This is a genomic window from Mesomycoplasma bovoculi M165/69 (assembly GCF_000524555.1).
GTDB lineage: Bacteria > Bacillota_I > Bacilli_A > Mycoplasmatales > Metamycoplasmataceae > Mesomycoplasma > Mesomycoplasma bovoculi.
In genome coordinates this window covers 303298-325914 of the sequence record NZ_CP007154.1, presented here as the reverse complement: position 1 = coordinate 325914, position 22617 = coordinate 303298, and the positions used below count along the sequence as shown (strand labels likewise).

Annotated in this window: 2 protein-coding genes; both read right to left on the bottom strand. The window is 31.1% G+C overall.

Annotation, left to right across the window (positions count from 1 at the left end):
* Positions 1-142: 142 nt before the first annotated feature.
* Complete coding sequence (locus MYB_RS01350) at positions 143-10735, bottom strand: hypothetical protein (protein ID WP_025279612.1); 10593 nt, start codon at positions 10733-10735, stop codon at positions 143-145.
* A 47-nt stretch (positions 10736-10782) separates the two neighbouring features.
* Positions 10783-22122, bottom strand: a complete 11340-nt coding sequence (locus MYB_RS01345) for a DUF1410 domain-containing protein (RefSeq protein ID WP_022935011.1) — start codon at positions 22120-22122, stop codon at positions 10783-10785.
* Positions 22123-22617: the final 495 nt, after the last annotated feature.

Below are 22617 nucleotides of genomic sequence, written 5' to 3'. Positions count from 1 at the left end.
ATAGTAATATTACTAATTTTAAATTAATTTATGAGAAAAGAATTAAAAATTAAGATTTTTTATTAATTTGAAAAAGTTCTTATTAAATCTTTTGCTAACTTACATATTAATAAGAATTTTATTATTTAAAAAATAAATCTAATTAACGATAAGTAATAGGTGTAATAGAGTCTTGAACTGATTTAGTTAAAATTGGCACTAAATATGTTCTAGATACTTCAACTGATTTATAAAAATCAAGCACCCCTGGAACAACAATAACTTTTTTATGAGCATCAACATTAAATCTTCTAACATGATTTGTTCATCTACCTGTAGGCACATCACCATTAATATGAATATCAACATTAACATTATTTGGATTTTCATTAGAGTATGGCTGTACTACAATGCCAACAAAAAATAATCTACTATTTTCTTTAGGTTGTTGAGCTGCGCTATATATTGCTTGCCTGGTACTAAAAACAATACTATTACGTTCTGGCCCAAGATCTTTATCAAATGAAGCTCCATCACCATCTAATTTACCAAAATAATACATATTACCATCATTATCTACATAAGCTGCATAAGCTTTATGTTGCATAATTGCGCTAATTTTTTTGTGTTTTTGATTTGTGTCCTTAGCTCAATCAAAAGTTACAGTCAAGTTTCCCGTTTCATCATCATATTGTATACCAGATATACCAAATGGTGATTGATAGTTATTTTGAATATATTGAAAAGCACGATTCTCCATTCATGACTTTCTATCAGCGTTTAAAGTATCACCATAATTATAAATAGTCAACTTATTATCAATAGGATGTCCTGGTGTTGCTTGTTGAACATTAAAATAGCTAATTGTTTCAACTTGATTTTTAAAAGGAGCTAAAAATGGAGAAGGACCTAAAATAGTACTATTATCCAAAGTGCTTTGAAGTTCTTTATATTGAGAACGCAATTTATAATCAAAGCCGTTTACAGTCCTATCAACAAAAAAACCTCTACTTTCAATTGTTAATCTTAATGGACCGGTTCCATCTGTACTTCTATCAGCTGCTCAATTATTAGTATATGTTCCTCAAAAAGCATTTAAGTGGTTTCCTGAACTTGGCATTACAAAAACTCTTTGTAATTCATCATCTTTTTTAGGAATAATTAATTCATAATCAACTCCTATATTTCCAAAAGAAAACTTATCCAAATCCAATATTACAGCTTTCCCTGCTAAAGAATTATTTGCTCCTGGAGAAATATTTAATCAAATTCGTTTGTAATTAGTTTGACTTGTAGTGTATTGTTTTCGTTCTTTATCCCAATATGAGATACTAAAAAGACTAACATAATTATCAGTATCAGAAATTTCAGGAATTTGATTAATTTTGTTTTCAGTTGATATATCAGCAATAGAAACCTTAGGTTTAAAATTACTATCACTATATAGTGGTGATGGAATTTTTGTTACATAAGTACCAACTGTTCTAGAATCATCATGTATACCTACTCTGGATAAATCAAGAATAGATTGTTTAGATTTATCTATAGTAGCTAATCTTAGTCCAATATTTAACTTCGTTGACCCTTCAGTCATTTGTCAATAATTATTATTTTTTATAAGATCTGATATTTTTATACTTGATAATCTTGCTTTATTTTTATCAAGTCAATTACGTGCTGCACTGAAATAATCTCATTTTATACCATTTGTTCCATCTGATATATTTCCATTATTGAAAATAGTTTTGTAAAGCTCATCATAAATAACAGAAGGTTGTTTATTTGTGGTACCAATAATATGGAAAGGATCATAAAGTTCTATTTCAATTCCATAATCATATGCTGTGGTTTGTTTTCCTTCAATCTTTGTTATTTCAACATACTTTTTAGGGAATGCAACATCTAAAAATGTACCAGCACTTGTTTTATCAGTTAAAGTGACATTTTCTAATGCATTTTTGGATGGATTTTGGAAATATTGATATGAAACCTCCATATAAAAATTGTTGGCTCTATTTGGATCATATCCAGCAACATTTATAGCATTAAAATTATCAATAAGATCTCTTAAATCTCCAAAAATATCAAATTTAAATTTCTTATCATTAGCATCTCAATGTTTATTAACAACTTGGAAACCAGTAGTAGAAATTGGTTCATCTAAAATAGCATTACTTCTAATGTGTTTGAAAAATTTTATATCTCATGTTGTTGCTGTTTGACCTGCAATTGCATCTTGGTTAGTAAAACCTATAGAAACTGTCGCTTTAAATGTGTTAAGTTTTCCTTCTACATTTGTAATGTTACTTATAGATGTATCTTGAATCTTTGGTTCATGATAAGCTGTGAAAAATCTAACAGAATCTGTTTGTAATCCCAATGATGGGGCATAAATAGCTGTTGGTACTTTGGTTTGATTGTATCCTCGAAACTCTGGAGCTCTTGGATCGAAATCGGCCAATTGTACACCTGTGAACTCATAATGTTGTGCAAAATCAAATGAATTATTAGAACTATTTGCATTATCATTAACAGGAACATTAAAATCAGCTTCTAATTCACCACTACTATTAATTGTTTGTTTAAAAGAGGAAAGCATTTTTTCAGTTTTATCTCCACCTATTAAAGCTTTGTATTTTAATATAACCTTTTTGCCTGGTAATCACTTATCCTTTGGATCAAAGATAACTTTTAATTTTGTGTCAGTCTTGGTAGAGTGTTCATCATCTCACTCAAATCTAGTTACTGTAAAATGTTCAACATTAGTATAAGCTGTATTTGTTGTTGTCGTTGCAGGTGAAATAGGATAAGATACACCATCAATTTTAATGCTAGTTATATGGTGAGCAGTCAATCCTGGAAGTCCATCTAAGTTTAAACCTGTAAATGATAATCTATTACCTGTAACACTTGCTGTTGCAAAGTATTGGTGATTTGGATTTGAATTTAACTCGACAACAACTTGTTTGCCATTAAATTGAGCAACTTGTCCAGAAAATTGCACAGATTGTAAATTAATAGTTGAACTAGAATTAACTCTTGCATTTTGAAGAGTGATATTTGAAAAATAACCAGGTATGTCGAATTGTCTCAAGAATGCTAAACCACGTTTACCATCAGCTCTTTGAGAACGTGTGCCACCTCGATCAACGGGAATTTGTAAATTTGCAAGATCTGGTGCGCCTTCTACTTGAATTGAATCAATCCTTCAAGTCTTACCAACAACAATATTACTATCACTTGTCGAATCAGTAGATTTAAAATTATTTTGATCTAGTGTTATCTCAACATAAGGATCAGAACCTTGTGTGCTTTGTACTTGACCTTCAATAGTTCTTTGTAGTCCAGGTTGACTTGTTGCTAAATTAAATCTTAAAGTTTTACCTATCAAATAACTTTCTAAACCATCAAAAATAACTTTAATTTTACCAGTAGCTGCTAATTTATCATCTGTAGATAGAACTGATTCAAGATCACTATATTGGATATCAACAATTTTGGCAGTTTGTGGTTTAGTTTCAAACTCATCATGACCTGGAAGCATAAAGTAATCAAGTCCACCAATAGATACTTTTTTAATTTTATAGGTTGCCATTTTTTTAAGGTTAATTAAATTAAAACTAATTCTATCGCTATTAAAATTAGAACTTGAGTTAGCTAAAATTTCTTGTTCTACTGTTGAACCTGTGTGTTCTTCAACAAATGTTACAATTCCTGTAGTGTTGGCAATTTGGTTACCTGTGTTTCCAAATTGAATAGTTAATGTTCCTTTTCCATTTCCAGTTGGTCCATTAGTTTGTATAAAAGTAGAGCTAATAGCTTGATTACGAGTTGCAAAAAGTGTTTGATTTTCTTGGTTAGTAGTTGCAGCACTAAAACCAAAATCAGATCTTTCTTGTGTTCCTTTAGTAACAGTTTGAATTTCAAGACCTTGTCCTGTATTAATAGCATCATGACCTATTAGTTCAACTTTTTCAATTCGATATTGTGATGCTCTTGAAAGATTGGTAAGGTTAAAGGTTGCAAATCCATCTGGTGAAATACTTGATGAATCAACTGTTTTAATTGGTTGTGCTGCTCCACCAGTTGCCATTCCTGCTCCAGCTACTTGTTGATAACTTAATTTAAGTTCTAGGTTATTTTTACTTACAAAGCTATCTACATCATCTAATTGAACTTTAATAGTTGCCTTATCATCAAAAGGAATTGCATCATACTGAATTCCAATAACTTTAGTTTTAGTTCCTGGTGTAGTAAATAATTGTTTAAGTTGATTGTCAGAACTTTGGCTTGAATGTTCATCGGTATATCTGGAAAGTTCTACATCTTTACCATCATAACTTGTTGAAACAATCTTGTACAAACTAGCTTTTTCAAGCTCTACTTGATATGTTATTTTTCAAAAGTATTTTTGTGCATTGTTTAGTCCTCCAGCTGTAAGATTTTCTACTGAAGGTGACCCTGATGAAAAAGATTTAGCATTGGCTTTAACAATTGTCTTATTAGTTTCATTATACAAACTAATAGAAAATTTTTGAGCAGTTTGCGCATTGGCTTCTAATGGTTGGTTTGTTAAATAAAAAGCTTCAATGGTTGCATTAACATTAGAAACGTTTTCAGTGGTTTTAACTTGATATGCATAAGTTGAAATTGGTAATGTTGAAAAAATTGTATTAGTTGGTTGAACTAAATTTAATGTTGTATTAAAGCTTGTTACATCAGCATCTAAAACACGAACTTCTGTAAAATGATATTTAATACCATCAATTAGTGTGCCATGTGTATTGACTAAACTAAGTTGTGAATTACCTTGTGGACTTGTGCTATAGGTGTTAGTTGTAGCACTTCCACCTGGAGCACGTCCTGGAACATCTGCAATAGTAATATCACCATTACCTACACTAGGATCTAAAGATCCATCTAGTTTAAATTCAACAGTTCCATCTGGTTTAATAGTAGCTTCTGTTCTACCATCAGCGGCCATAGTAGCGACTGATTTTTTAGCAGCTAAAGATTGATATAGCGGTTGATATGAAAGACTAACTTTTTTACCTACAAGGAATTGACTGGCTGTATCATCAAATTCTACCCTTGCAACTGCTGTTTTAGTTTGTGGATTATATGTTGTAATAATATTTTTAACATTAATTGTATTAGGTAGTGTTCTAAACTGACGATCTGAAATTGTTACATCTGGGTCAAAGTTAATTGTCTCACCATTTGCTTGAACACTTTGTAATTGATAATCTACAAGGTTTTTAATCTCTGATTGTCCATTAATGGTGAATGTTACATTTCCATTAGCAGTTGGCAACGGAGCTGATGTACGAACTTGTTTAACAGTTCCATCTTGTTTATTTAAATAGTTTAAGGTTAAATCACCATTTAATCTATCACTTGTAGCAAGTTTTAATTCAATTTGAGCATTATTTGTGCCTAAGGTTTTCTGAACAACACTTGTAATTAAATCTTTTGACTTAAGAGTTAAAGGAGAAGGTGCAGCTGATGTAGTATCATCATTTTTGAAAGTAGCTGGACTAATTAGCGTTCCTAAGTTAGTGAGCCCCAATCCTTTTTGATCAACAACTGAAATTGTGTTGAAAGTAATATTTTTACCAGGTTCAACATTAAAGTGGCCACCTTGTGCATCTGAAGTAATATCTAATTTTGCTAGCCCATCACTTCCAACAATAGCTTCAAATGCTTTTGTTTGTCCATCTATATTAGCATCAAAACTAACTTTATTTCCAATTAAATATCAATCTTTAACTGGATCAAATAAAATGTTTGCTCCAACTTCATTTTTATTTTTGACAGTTTGCACAAAAGAAGGAGTTTCAACATTAGTTACTTTAGTTTTAAATTGTTTTCTATCTGTGTGAACTCTACGAATATCATCATTAAATTTAATGATATTACCATTGAGACGAAGTTCTTCAATTTCATAATCAGTAAACTTATCAAGATCTGTTAAATTGAAATTAAAGGTTTTTTCAACACCACTAATTTGTGCTGAGGTAGCTTTAATTAATTTAACATCAGTTGTTCCTGTTCTGATGGATTTAAACACTAATAAAGCATCTACATTATTTCCGGTGTAAGTGTTTTCAGGTTGATTGACTTTAATTGTTAAGTTAGCGGTGTTATCGGTTGTTGTTGCTTGAACATCTGTAATTTTAGGAGCTGAGTAGAAGATTTTTTTATTTTTAAGAGTCCCATTTAATAAAGTTGAGAAGTTAGCTGTTGGTGGAACCACTGGTACTGCTTTTGTCACACGTCTTGCACCACTTGATTTTGGACTAAGAGTTACAGCATTGATATCAAAAGCCGAAACTTCTTTTAAAGTAGCATCTTCTAAGTTAAACACTGCTCTAAAGTTATCAATGTCAACTTGTTGTGATACTCGTTTTTGACCTTCTCCTTGTGGAGTATACTCAAGAGCTGCTTGATATTTATTAATAGCAACTTCATCAATATCTGGATTGAAAAAGACTGTAACTACAGTTTTGTCATTTTCAACTTTTTGTTGAATATCGATAATTTCAACATTTGCAAATGAAGTTGTAAATTCTTGTACTTTATTAACATCATCTTTAGATTTAGAACTATCATCTTGAATCTCAGTGATTCCATCTAATTTAAGTGAAACAAAGTCATATATTTGTTGTTTTGCAAGGTTAGACAAAGTAAAGGTAGCACTATTGTTATGAATAGTTTGAGTATCTGAAACTAATTGGTTAGTTTCTCTATTTTTATACACTAGAGTAGCGCTTCTATTTTCAAAACCAGCAACTTGATCAATTGTATCTCCTTGGAATTGGATGTGAATTCTAGCTTGTCTATCAGATGGGTTCCCATCTAATCTAATTTCTTCAACAACTCCTGTTGTTGCAAAACTATTTTTGCGTTCTTGGATTATTTTGCGAGTATCAACATTAATTGTTGAAGTTGCTTGTGCAGATGGATCATCTTTAGTTTGACTAATTCTCAAGATTTTCAAATCATAACGAACACCAGAAGTTAAATTATTAAAATCTAATTTAGCTTCATAACGGTTGGTTTGACTATTAAATGAAATAATTGCATGAGCTTGTTTGTCAGTGTTAGTGTTAATTTGACCATTTCGTTGCAAAGTAACATTTACTTGTTTACCATTAATAACTTTTTGATCACCAGAGTCAAATACTAAAGTAACTTCACTTTCAGTTGGAGTTTTATTAGTATAAATAACATCATTTAAACTAATAGTTGCAACTTTTGTATAGAAGTTCTTTTGAGTGTTTGCCAATGTGCTAAATTTAATTGGTCCATTAATTTGACTAATTTCTAATGATTCAACAGTATATTGAGTAAATTCTTTTAAGTTGTTAAGGTCAAATCTTACAGAACCACTACCAATTTGAGCATTTGCACTAAAGTGATTGTTGTTATCATCTTTATATTTAAGTATTGCATTACGTGCAATTTTTGTTGATGGATTTTGGTTGAAGAAATTCTCAGCATCAGTGAATGAAATGGTTACAGTGGCACTATCTGACTGTTTAGCACTATTATAAGTAATACTTTTAATTTCACCTAAAGTATAAAGTTTGTCTTTTTGGGCACTAGCATTAGAATCATATTTGAAATTAATAGATTCGGTAACTCTACCACCATTAGTGCTTGTATGAGTAATTTGCCCAATTGAATATTGAACTCCAGCATCTGTTAAATTTTTGAAATCAAATTCTGCACTATTGTTTTTAACAACTGCAGTAGCTGTTGCTACTGGTTGACCACCAGTTTGTTTATTTAATTGAACTTGTAAAGTCTCACCATTTAAATAAGTGTCATTGTTAGAAAAGTTAAGCACTGCTTTAATTTCATTAACAGAGTGTCCAACTTGTTGAACTGCAATAATTTGTGCAGTTTTCGCACTAGTAGAAAATTGTTTATTTTGTTCATTAAAATTTTTTGCAAAAGGTATTTCGTGTTGTTCAGCAACAATACGTTGAATTTCATAATCAGTTACTTTTTGTAATGGATTAGTTTTTCCTAATTCAAAAGTAAATTCTTTTTTAGCTTTATCAAAACTTCCTGTGGCAAATTCTAAAACTTTAGTAGTTTTGTTTAAGTAAGCCAAACTAATTCCATTTGCATAACTAAGACCAGGTTTTTGTGATTCTACATGAACAACAACTTTAGCTTGTTGTTCTTCAGGAAATGTAGTGTCAATACTTGTAATATCAGGACTTGTATAAAAACTAGTTTGACTACTTAGGCTTGGATCTGTAAAGTTAAAATTCAAGTTTGAGAATTGAGTTGCATCTTGTCCTGTTTCACCAACTGAAACTAAATTAGCAACAGTGTATTTAGAACCTGCATCTAATCCTGTAAGATCAAAACGAATAGTTGATGATTTTACTTCTGCTACGTATACATCTTTTGTAGAATCACTTTCAGTTGAGCCTTGAGCACTACCTGGCCCAGAGTTAATTACTTGATCATTTTTCTTAAGTACTAATCTAAATTTGTGACCATCTAAAAATGAGTCAGTATCTGGGTTAAACTGGATTTCAACTGTGGCTTTATCTTGACTAACATTGTAAGTATTAACTGAAAGTGCTGAGGCATTTTCAAATTTGGTGGTAAAGAATTTATCTAAAGCTACAATGTTAGCACCTGAAAATAAGGTAGTTGTATTTGGACTGTCAAAAATTAAATTATCAATATAATAATTGGTTTTACGATTTAAACCAGTAAGATCAAACTCAAGTTCAAATCCACCATCTTTTTCAACTAATTTGCTAGGCTCAAATTGAATATCAGTTGAAGCCACCAAGGTATTGTGAGCTCCGGCACTATAGACTAAAGTTACTTTACCAGCATCTTTGTCGGCAATTTTCTTTCATTGTTCCAAATCAGATTTAATAAATACTTTGGCTTTAGCACTTGTTTCACTAATGTTTTCAAACTTAATATCACTAACTATTGCTCGAGTGTAAAAGTCTCTATCAGTTTGATCACCATCGATGACAACATTAATATTTGGCTCACCAATAATTTCAATGTTGTCAAGATGATATTTACGCCCTGCTAAAAACTCATTTAATTTAAAATTAACAGCATTTCCAGCAGCTGTTGCTACTTGGCTATAATAAGTGTGGCCATCACCATCTAAGTGATATGCTAGTCTTAATTGTTTAGAATTTAAATAGTTAGATTGAGAACCAAAACCAAAACTGTAGGTTACTAAGTTAGTCTCAATTTGTGGAGCTGCTTTAATAAAGACAGATAAATCATTGATTCCAGTTAAAAAGGAACGCTGCACTCCTTCTTCGAAATTAAATTTCCGGTAATCAAAATCACCACCTGCAAAAACAGTGTTTTCAGGTAATTTATCAAGAGAAATACTATTGATATTATAAACAGTTTTATTGGTAAGACCACTAATGTTAAAAGTAGCTTTATATAAATTGTTCTCAAGTGGTACAATGGTGGCTGTAACTTTATGTTCAGCAAGTGGTGATAAATCAACATTTGCTGTCAAACCACTAATGTCATCTTGACTGGCAAAGGTTGTCTCTACATTTGCAGTTGTCCCACTAGTTTTACTTTTAAGTGCGACAATACCATTTTGTGAGTAGAAAACATTGCTTACACCTTTGTCAAATTCAACATTTGCTCCAGCAATTTTAATTTGAGCTATCTCAAAACTAGAACCCAAAGGTAATAAGTGATTATTAGCTCTATTTAAGTGAAAACTAATGACATTATCAACTAATGTGGTTCTAATAACTTTAATTTCATGTTCTTTGCTAGTTCTATTTACATAACTAATTTCCACTGGCATATTATTAACTTTTGTCAACTGTGGATTGGTGCTTTTATCAAAAGTTAATAAGACAAATTTGCCCAAATCAAGTTCGTCACTAGCCTTCATTTTATTAACTTTTAAGTTAATAATTTGAGTGTTAAAAAATGAACCTTCACTTAGTTGAATATTTTCTTGTTCAGCACTGGTGAGCTCACGTGGAGTTTGGCCATCACTAATTAATTTAACTCCAGAGACATAATAATCTGCATCTGGCAACAAATTATTTAATTGAAAGTCAGCGGCCCCTTCTTTAACTGTAGTTAAATCCACATAAGTGGTTACCACTTGGTCTTTGGCAGCAACTTTTTGTCCCTTAGGTAAATAGTAGTACTCAAGGGCAACTTTTTTACCTTCAAGAGATTTAATATCATCTGAAAAATCAACTTTAACAGCAGCGCTTCCAGTGTCAATTTTACCAAAATTGATAGATTTAACTGCTGCTGGTACATTAATAAAGTCAGCAACATTTTTGGAAAAACCAACTATTTTTTTAGCCCCAAAACGGGTTTTACCTTCTTTGTAGTCAATACCAATATAATAACGAGACCCAGGAGTTAATTTAGATGCATCAACATCTAATTTTCAAGAACGACTAAAGTCATCGTAGTGAGCAAGATGCTCACTAACCATTGATTTACCATTACTATCACTATAGAGCTTAACTTCAAGTGGTTGATATTTAAGCTTATAAGCATCTAAGTCACTAAGTTCAAAATCCAATGTAAATTTTTTCTCATTTTGGTTAAATTCAGATTTAAAATTTACAATTTCATACTGAATTGTAGATCAATGACGAAGTAAATAAGGAATAAAGGTTAAACTACCAAGACTCAACCCTCCAAGGGCTAACATTCCAAGAGCTAGTATTTGTTTTTTAGTTTTTGACATCTTTTTTTTCATAGTTAATCTCGTGCTTTCATGGTTAAAGTTTTAAATAATTTATGTTTTTATTGTTTATAAGGAGTGATTAAAAATGCCTTATTTCGTGCATAGTAATCAGGACGATAATAAATAGTTCTAAGTTTAGCATCTGTATTTGGACTATCTGAGAAACGACCTCAAACTCCTAAAAATATTAAAGGATTATTTTTGCTATCATATTGACTACCCTTATAATATCCTAATTTATCTAAAGCTGGTTTTAGGTGAAAATTAATTCATTTTCCTTGATCATTATCAAAATTGGATAATGGATAGACCGCTCCACCATTACTATCCCCTGCAAAATACATCCTTCCATTATAATCCAAAAATACAGCAAAAAGGCTAAAATATGTACTACCTTGTTTGGATTGACCTTGGTAGTATGTTTGAATTTTTTGTTGCAATGAATATCATGGAGTATCAGATATTCTTACACTAAATACTGGGTCATCATTATTACTAGAATCTCTTTTTAATTCATATTTAGATTCTAAAAGAGCGAAATTAGGATTATTATAAAATTCAGGGTTTGGTAAATATAATGGAGCTAAAATATCTCCAAAAATATTTTGAACTTTTAAATTGGCATAAGCAAATAAAGTACCATTATCAGACTCATATCCAACATTATAAGTTTTCTCACTACCATTTTTTCATATTTTAACTACATTTCTTTGGCCACTTAAAAGTTTATTAAAATTAGCATCACTAAGAGCAACATTCTCCAATTGTCTAACGACAAATCTATCTTTTGTTTTTTGTGGGAAAGTGAATCATTTATTGTTAGAAACTTGTGTATCATATTTGTTACCCGTTGGTATAGTGTATGACTTTTTAACAAAAGGTGTTTGACCAAAAATTTTAAATTTAGTTAAGTCCATTTCAACAAATGATGAACTTGGAAATGTATCAAAAAATTGTTGATAGTCATAATAAATAGTAATCAATGAAGTATCTTTTTTATAAGGTGTATATTGAGTTTGGGGTATAGGATCAAAACGTAAAAATTTAGGTGTTATTCCTTGTTTTTTCTGTATAGTTTGATTTGTTATATCACCAAATCTACTACCAAAATTAGTCATAAGATGGAAAAAATAAAAATTATTAGCAATAGGCCCTCTCATGTCAAAAACATTTCCTGCACCTCTTGATGAATTAGCTCTACCTTCACCTTGGTCTATTGAATTTTGTCAATTATTATTTTGCTGACTATGCGCTCAACCTGAAGCGCCATTTTGTAGTGATCCTCCACCTCCAGGTGGGTTGAAAAAGTATTCTCAAGAATTTACAGTACGACCATTTTGACTGTTAGTAGTTGATATAACATTTAAATCAGTAGGTACTTTAACAATATTTTCATCATAAGGAATCATAAGGAATCTATTGTTATTTAATGAAGTTGCCGATGAAATTAGAGGCGTTTGTCTAATAGCATGTGTTGGATCATAAACCGCTAATGTAAGTCCAATTAAATCTGGTATAGAAACATCAGTGCTTACAGCACCTTCTATTAGAAAGTTAGAATCCAATGAAGTTTTAATTTCATAACCACTAGTTAATTTATCTAGTGTTTCTGTTTTATCAAGTGTTTGAGATAATGGATTTTCTTTTTGTTTGAAATTAGCAACAGATAATGTTAATTCTTTTCCAATTAAATCTCTTACATCAGTAACAGGCAATTTATAACTTTGACTCGCTTCATCTCAATTAGCTGTAAGAGTGTGCTCTTGTTTGGTTGTTCCACCATCATTATAACGAATTGTTAATTGTTGTCCTTGTCTCTCTGTAGCAGTTCCGACAATGTTTGGATCTACTAAATTAAGTTTAAATGGTATTTCATAACTATAAGGGTTTCTATTCCATTGACCATTTCCATTTGGTGAATCGATTGTTACACTATCAACAGTTTCATCTTTATATTTTGTTGCAAAAAGTTTGTTTGCAACCCCAGATACACTACTACTACTACTACTACTACTTTGAAGTTCGGTTACTTCCATAACTTTATACTTTTTACCAACATCTAATAATCCATTTGAATTATTAGTATCTACTAAAAAGCTTAAATCACCATGCGGATCAACAGAAGCTGAATAATTGGTTTGTTCTTCAGCACCACTGTCATCTCCATTTTTTATCTTTAAGACAAAAGTTTTACCTTTCGCAATTGCTTTTCCTACTTCATTAACTCTAAAAGTAACTTTTGCTGATGTTGTTGTAACAGCTTCAGCTTTATAACCTGCAGTAAAGCCACTGGTATTATAAGTTGTATCTAAATAAATATTAGTACCTGTTGTTGAGAAATAACGAGTGGTATTTAAAAGACCAGTAGTCTCAAGACTCTTGTTAAAATAAATATTAGAATTTTTCTCCTGAGCATGCGCACCTCTTGGTGTAATTCTAACAGCTTTAATGTAGTACTCTGTGTATTGTTGTAATTGATGAGTCGTGAATTGACTATTATTAATAACAATTCTAGTTCCATTACCTTGGAATTGACCATTTACTGTAACTTCTCCGGCAGAACCAGGGGTTTGTTCAGTAATAATTTTTATTGGTTGAAATGTTACTTGAACCTCATCTGTATCTGTATATTGTAAATTAGGATTAGTTAAAGTATTGGCAACATTCAAAGTAATATTTGCTGATGTGTCATTTATACTAGTAACAGAAATAGTGTTAATTTGAGTAGCGGTTTGGAATTTAATTGAATTTCCACCATTAGCATTTAAACTATTATTTAAATTAATTTGAATAGATTCATCACCAACAACAGCTGTAACAACTTTATATGATGAACCTGGATTAAGACCTTCAATTAAAAAATTTGCAGAAACATTATTGTGTAAATTACCAGTTGAAGAAGCTGATTGACTAGTTAATATAGATTGACTATAATATTTAGTTCCCGGATGTTGTTCATCATAATACTCAAGTGCTACTTTTTTACCCACTAGGAAAACATCATTTTGAGCAAAATCTATTGTTACTCTAGCTGATGTATTAGTTGATTCAGTAAAATGTGATGTAACATTTGCAATTTCAGCAGTGCTTGCTTTAATTCCAAATGAACGAGCTTCTATCGCTGATAATGGGGATTCAAAAGCAATAGTTTTTGGAGCACCACTACCTTGTTTTGGTATAAATTCTACTTTGTCTACATAATATTTTGCACCTTTAAATGCTTGTTGAATAGTAAATTCTGCAATATTATTAGATTTTTTACCACTTTGAGCAATTGCTAAATCATCAACCTCAACAACCTGTGTATCATGAATTGTTTTAAAATCTTGATATCCTTTATAAGATACAAAATTAGCATTACCAGCATCTCAAAGCTTGTAAGTTAATTTTAGCTTATGAGTTTTTAACATATTTTGTAATGTTTGATCATCATTTCTAAAATTAACTGCTATTTTAGCTGTTTGTTCAGTAAGTGAAACTGTAGTAATTGACTCAATATCAACATCAGTTAAAAGTTGAGCTGCAATAGGAATATTACCTTTTGCGATGTTGTCAGAAGTGCTAAACTGATTAACATTTAATTTTTCTGGTAAGAAAATACCATGTAAATAATTTTTGTTAGCAATACGTTCAACATATACTTCTTTAACTTCATATTTTTGTCCCGCAACTAGGTTATTGAGAGTAAAATCAACACCACTAGTGAAGTTATTTTGATTAATGTCTATAGTTTGTGTTGCTAAATCACTAATAGGTGAATTATCTGGAGTTCCATATTTAATTTTAGCTTGATAATTTCCTACTAAAAACTTATCTTTATCATTAAATTTAATTTTAAATACTCCAGAATTATGAGTTGGACTACTTGAAGTTATGTTTGAAACAGTAGTTTGACTAATTCCAGTATCAAAGGTTTTATCATCGTCAGTCACACCTTGAGAAAACTCTAAATTAGTACTATTTAAAGTAACTGATTCAATTTTATAAAAGTTACCAGCATAAATATTAGTTCCTGTTGCTAAATCAAAACTAATAGTTTTGTGGTTATTTTCTCCTATCACAGTTAAACCATTTAAAGGTACTTGAACATTAGTTGCATGCCCAGCATTATCAATTTCAGCAACTCTAATGTTTAAATTATGTGAACCAGTATTTGCAAGCAAATCAATTCCAGCAGTATTTTCTAACTGAAGTTTAATATTAACTTTATTTTGATCTGGATGTGTTGTGTATGAAACACCTTTAATAGTTGGTAAAGTTTCAAAGGTTTTGTTATCACCACTACCTGTTGGTAGTGTTACAGTTATATCATTGTCATTAATATTATTAGTTTTAGACAAACTTAATATTTCATATTTAGTACCAGCTTCTAAATTATTTAAACTATATTCAAAATAATTTCCGGTTTGAGTTGGAGTTGCTACTGCTCTGGATACACTAACTTGTCCATCTTTGCGTGATTTATAACGTAAGTAAAGAGCTTGGTGTTGTGCATTTAATCAACCATCAACATTATTATCAAAGAAAACTTTAACAGTAGCACTATCCTTACTTAAACTTGCACTATTAACTTGTTCAATGTTTGTTACTGCAAAAGAAGAAGCTAATGTTTTTAAAGTTGGGTTTGTTAAACTTCGGTTTTGATTACCACTTTGCAATGCTAACTCAGCAGCTCCAGTTGTTGCATCATTTTTATTTCCAAGAGTTTCATTATGAGTTTTTTCATCAACAACTTTTATAGATTTAATTTTATAATCTGTAAATTTAGTTAAGCCATCAATAGTAAAAATAGCTTGGGATAATTTTCTTTTACCTGTTGATAATTTAGAATTTTCTGATGATGTTTGAGTTGAAACAAATAGTGTAGATTTGGATGCATGTTCATTAGTAATTTGTCCATCTGCACCTAGTGTTCCATAAGTAATTTGTAAGGTTTTACCAGAAAAACTTCCAAATTCATCTTGGATATTAACAATAAATTGTCCTTGAGTTTCACCAAGTGGTTTTGCTGTAATTGAATCAATAAGAGGCGCACTAGTAAAGAATAAATCACTATATTTAAAACCATCTGGTTTTGAAGTGTCATATTTGAACACAACTGGTAATTTATGTGTATCTTGTAAGAAATCAAGATTTTTAATTTGGAATTTAGTTCTATCACCTATTTGTCCATTAAAATCACCTCAGTGATAAGATATAGTAGGGTCTTGATTTGCAGTTGCAGTGTTTACATTTGCAGTATTAAGACTTTTGAAACTAGGCAAACCTTGTTGAATAGTTCTACCATTAGGTGTTTCTAAAACAAGATTAACTTGTTGTGATGTTCCGAATGCTTTTAAGTATCTTCTATATGATTTATCCATTGATACAGTGATGTCTAAACTACTTTTATTATTTGTTTTATTAGGATCTGCAACAATATTTGTAATTTCAAGACTTTGTGGTCAGTTAGTAAATTGTTTTTGTTGATCAGTGGTGAATGTTGCTGCTAAAGGAATTTCAGTGAATTTTGGTGATGTTGTGCTTCTGGCTCGTCTAGTTGGAGGAACCGGAGTTATCTTAACAATTTTATAAATACCATATCTTGCAAGATCACTCAATTCACCTGTAGCAACTCCATTAGATACAGTTACATTACCTATTTTTTGATTAATAGAATTGCTTTGATCCACTTGATCAATATTATTAGTATCTATAAAGTGTAATATATATTGACCATCAGTTAATAAACCACCTTGATCTTTAAAATCAATTCTAATTTTTTGTTTTGTATCCTCTCCTTGAACAGGAAAAGCAGAAAAAGATGAAATTTCTGGTTGAGTTGCAAATTTACGATTTACAAGTGCTTGTGTATCATAATTAATAGTTTGTAATCTACCATCCCTAGTAGAACCGGTGTTATCTGTTATACCAACAATGTTATATAGAGAACCATATGATAGTCCACCAGTAATTGTTGCTTCATATGAACCATCGGCACCTTTTGTAAGACTTGTTGTTTGAGTTGCACCACCAATTCCTTGGTATGAAAGTTGGAAGGTTTTATTTTCACTTGTTAAAAATTTATCTTCAGCATTTGCAAATTTAATTTTAACTTTTACATCTGTTGGACTATAAGTTTCTTGCTCTATTTCAGTAACAGTTGCACTAATTGGTGTAACTGTGAAGTTTAAATTGGTTTTAGCAACTTGTGAACTTGATTGTTTTGGAGTTGCAAAATTAACATTGTCTTCAATTCAAAGTTGGTTTAAAGTTGATCATAAATTATCTGCATTTGCAATCTTAGCATTTTCACCAGTTTTAAACTCAACTGATTCAATTTTATAAGTTGCACCTTTGGTTAAGTTGTCAATTTCAACATAAATCTGCCCATTTTGAATGGTTCCTTCAATGGTTTGGTCTTGTTGTCCAGTAGCAACACCTGCTCCACTTGTTTCTTTATATTTAATTACAACTTGACGTCCATTAAGTGACTCAAATTTTGTACCATCAATTGGTTGTGTATTTGAACGAAGCGGATCGCTAACTAGCATGCTAATAGCATATTTTCTCTCAGAAATTGAACTAACACTAATGTTAGTGATTTCTGGTTTGGTTGCTAAATATGCTTTTTTTCTTGCAGCTACAGTAAAGTTAATTGTAGTTAGCTTTTGTTTAGTAGATTTTTCATTTTCTGGAATATCTGTAATATCTGTAACTTTGACAATGTTGTAGTAGGTTGCATTTTTTAAAGTAGGTACATTAATTGTTATACTGTGTTGTCCACGAGTCACAGTTCCTTCTACTTTGACTTTTTCACTATTTCCACTATTTAATGATTCTAATTCAACTTCAAACTTACGACCTTCTAAGAATTTGGCATCACTAGCTGCAAAATTAATGGTTGCAGATGCATTTGTATTACCACTTGTATAAGAAACATTTTCAATAGTTGTTGATTGAGCAATTAAATGAAGTTTTACTTTATTGTTATCACCAGCGGTTGCAGGATATTTTTGTAAATCAATAAAGTTTGCAGCACCTGTAGCAGATTCTTTGTATTTAATTCCTGTAACAACATATGTTGCTGCCCGATCTAAATTAGATAAATCAACAACAGCTTTTGCACCATTAACTGTAACGGTTGTTTTTTGTGTTGCCCCTTCTAAACGACCATTATCATCTAATTTTTGATAAGAAACTTCTAATGGTAATCCATCCAATTGTCCTGCTTTGTCATTGAGTTCAATATCAATTTGACCACTACGTTCTGTTAATGATTTGGCATGTGCAATTTTATATGTTGGAGTAGTTTTGAAAAACTGTTTGTCAATACCAGCTTGTGAACCAGTTGAATCATCAAATCCAAATTTAATATCATCATTACCAACTAATGATACTTTAGTAATTTGGTATTGAGATCCGTCAACAAGATTACTTAATGCTACATTACCTGTTTTACCAACATTATCAACAGTCATATCAACAGTTTCTGTACGAACTTCATCTAAGTTTAAGTTTTTATATGTAATTTGTACTTTTTGTTGTGTATTTTGTTTTTCACGCAATAAAATACGATCTGAATCAGCAAAAGTTAGTGCAAGTTGAGCTGAATTAGGTTGAATACCTGTTACAGCAATTGCATTAACTGTAACATTTTTACCTTGAGTTTCAAAATGTTTTTCACTTGTTAATTGTGTTTTGGTTGCTTCTAAGTCATGAAGATCAATTGGATTTGCCGCTTGTTGCCCTTGAGCTGCTGGTTTTTCAAAACTAATAGATTCAATTTGATAGTTAGTTGCCTTATCAAGCCCATCTAAATTAAAACTATAGATGTTGCTAATAGATGAAGTTTGAGTGGTTAATTCTTTGTCTACAAAATGTTGTTGATTAGTTTGTGGATCATAGTGTTGATATTTTAATTTAATTTTAACTACAGCATTATCTCCAACTTGTTGACCTTGGTCTGCAAGCTCAAGATTAATTCTAGCTTTGGTTTCACCAACATTTGTATAATTAATAGCTTTAACAGCAGCTTGAGTATCAACAAACTGAGAAGTAAAGGTTACTGAGTCACCATTTACTATTTCAATTTCTTCTTTAGGATGATCTACACGATGGAAAGATGCAAGTTGATAACGAGAACCTTGAAGTAATTGGTTTGCATCAAAGTCAACTTGTTGTTTACCATTTTTAGTTGTAACAGTTCCTTCAACTTCAACTGGAGGAGTATCTTCGCCAACTTTTTGAAGTTTAGCTTTAATACGAGTTCCATCATAGAGATATGAATCAGGAGCAGCAAAGTCAATGCTAAATGTAGCACCTTTGTCTTTAACTTGACTTTGAGAAATTGAAGTTATAGTTGCAGTTTTTGGAACTGTGTCAAAAGTGTTGTTTTCAGCACTATCTAATAATTGTGGTTTGAAAGGGATTTTTAAATCATTGCCTTGTAGACGTTGTTGTCCATGTTTGGTTGAATTATCTTTCTCTCTAGCATCTGGAGCAGATATTAACTCAAGTGAGTTTGTGTTAATCTCATACTCACCTTTTTTAACAAGATTTGTCAAATCAACACGAATACGGCTTCCAAGGACTTTGAATGTTCCAGATTCAATATTTGCTTGAATAGGAGATGTTGCCCTTCTAGTACGTCTTTTTGCGCCACTACTTTGTGAAACTCCATTAACAGCTGTATCTGCCATTGTGGTTGCTTTTGCTTTATTGGCTTCTTGTTCTTGGTATAATGCTTGGTCTTTTTTAATCAAATCATACTTAAGCTTAGCTGTTGCCCCTTTATAGTCACCACGAGCATCTGCTAGATAAAAGTCAGCATAAACTGCTCCTTCACGACTGTTGTCATAAACAACTTTGGAAACTCCACTTGTTGTATAAAATGATCTTTGTTCAACATTGACTGCATCAGCATACAATGCTGCAACATTTTTATAAATAGTTCCAACAACACGATCATTAACTAAAGTCTTTTTAATTTTAACTGAGTTTAAATAGTATTTAGAACCTATTGCTAAATCATCTAATTGAAAATCAGCATAGTTACCACTAGTTATTGCGCCTGTTTTTGTTAAAATCTCGTTTGTCCCTGCCCGATAATAAGTGATGGTAATTGGATCATTGCCAATGATATTAACTGATGGAATATCAAAATTAACTCTAATTTTTGCTGAATTAACAGTGTCACTAACTTGTTGCACAGAAGTAACAGTAATTGGTGCTGAGACACTAAAGATTCTATCTGGCAAGTCAATGTTACGAGATACTGGCAAAATATCATTTGAACCAAGTGATGATTTATAACCATCATCACCAATCATTTCTACTTTGGTGATAATGTAGTTTTTACCTTTGGCTAAAGCATCTTTTGTAAGACCTTTGATACTAATGTCATTAAAGACTTGAGCTTCAATTTTTTCGTCACTACTTTGTCACTCACCTACTTTAGTATCTTGTCCATTAGGATTGTATTCACGGTAGTAAATATTAGCACTAGTGAAGTGATTGGTTGCATTTTGAAGCAACATAGTCAGACTCACTTTGCTGCCAGCTTGTTCGGCAGAGAAGATGTTAGAAAGGGCTGGTTTGGTAGCAAACTCAAGATCTTGACCAGTAATGTTTTTGGCAAACACTGAAGCAAAATCACCATAACCACTGCCATCTACTTTTGAAAAAGTGATGGAACTTAGGTTATATTTTGCTCCAGATTGTAAGTTGACTAAATTTCAAGTAACTTTAACTCTTCCATTGTCAGCTGCAACAATAGAGGCAATGTTTGATTTTAAAACATTAGATGCCCCTTGCACAGTATAGAACAAGGTTGCTTGTTGATTGAGTAAATAATTATCAACACTGTCATATTCAACAGTTACTTGAGCACTAGTTTCACTTATTTGATCAATTGAAACTTTATCAGCTTCAGCATAACCGACACTAGTGGTAAACTCACGTTGTTGCTCGGTAACATTATCACCGAAAAAGATTGGTTTGTCATCTAAACTTACAAGTGTGTCTTGTCCATCTTCACTAAATAGTTGTGCTTTGCTAACAGCACGAGCATTTGTAATTAAAAATTTGCTAAAACGAGGTAAGTTGTCAGCAAAACCGACAAATTTGTTACCAACAACAGTTCCTGTAACACTGTGGTTACTTTGGTCTCTTAATGACTTAAAGTCAATTTGAACATTTTGACCATTGAGCAATAGCCCATTATCTTGGAAAGTTACATCAAAACGAGTATAACCATCGTTTTGGGTGGCTGTTCTAATTTTGGAAATCTCGGGTGCTGAGGCAAAACTAAAGTTAGGTTTGACATTAATGTCAACACTATCATCACTACCGATAATACGAGAAACAAAGAACTTTTGTCCACCCGCTAATTTAGATAATTGTAATCCATCAATGTGGTAATCACCAGCTTTACCACCAATGGTAAGACTTTGACTGCGTCCAAAACTATAGCTTCCTGCATTGTTTTGGTAGTAATATTCAACAACCACATTTTTACCAGCTAAGTCAGGATCTTCACTAGTAAATGCTAAATCAAGTCCTGCTTGACGACGACCAATGGTTTTTTGCACAAGGTTGGCAAGTGATCCAGTTGGCACTTGAGTACTAAATTCTTTAATTACACTAGGTGAACTAGTTAAATTAAAGTCTTTATTACCATCTTGGTAATAAATTTGATTAATTTGGTAACGTACACCACGATGCAAGTTAGAAAGTGCAAAAGTAGCATATTTGATTTTAGGATCTGGCAGTCCATTAACCATTTTTGACTCAACCTTAGCTTGAGCTTCAAGCATTTGTGAACTACCTTCTAAGTTATACTTAACAAAGACATTAGTGTTATTAGCAAGTAAGTCTTGGCTGTCATTGATTGTTAAAACAACATCACTTTTATCTAACTTACTTACATAATCAATGTTTTCAACTTGGCTAGTAGTTGAAAAGTAATTAGCTGAATTATTGTTAAAAATAAAGTTATAACGACCATAATTTGGTGCAATCAATTGCATACTATATAGTGAACCAGCATCAAAGCGATCATAAAAAGCACGAAACTTGTCACTATCTTGGTCATATCTAACTGGTGTTTTGCCAATTAAAACATTATTTTGGTCAAAAAATAATAGTTCTAAGTCAGTTTTTTTAACTATTGCATCAATTTTTTTATTTTCACCTTGTAAATTAAAGGTGAAATTTGCAGTGTTTCCTGTAACATTACTTGCCACAAAATTATTGATAAAAATATCTTGGGTTTTAAGAATTTTCATCAAATAAGGGGCAATAGCTACAGATGCTGCAGTTAGTGCTCCACTGGCTGCAATTATTTTTTTAACACGGTTGTTTTTGCTAATTACTTGGTCAATTTTTTTGTTTTGTGAATTTTGTTTATTTTTAGCCATTAAAATTCCTTTTATAAAACTATTTATTTAATTAAGTATAAAATAAAAAAAGCTATGCAAAAAAATTAGAAATATAATTTTTCATAGCCTATATTCTTTTAAAACAAGCAAAATTATAATATAAAAAAGTAAAAAATAAAAATATTTAAATTATTTTTTTAATTTTTATAACAACTTTCAAAAATTAAAAAAGTAATATAGTTACACGTGAATTACCAAAAATAAAAAAAAGAGTTTTTTTCTTGGCAAAAAATAAAAATGTGTTATCATTAAAAATCCAACAACTTTTAAACACAAAATGACTGCTTTCAAATTGCAAAATTTCAAGGTAGGTCAAACTAACTACAAACGCAAATGATTGCTTTAAAAAATGTTTTTAAAGTAAATCAAAACAACAAAACAAACATTAAACCAACCAAACCAAATAGTTCTTTCAAAATTTAATATCCTAGATTATTAGTTTTAAGTCAAATGATTTAAGTCTAGTTTTACTAG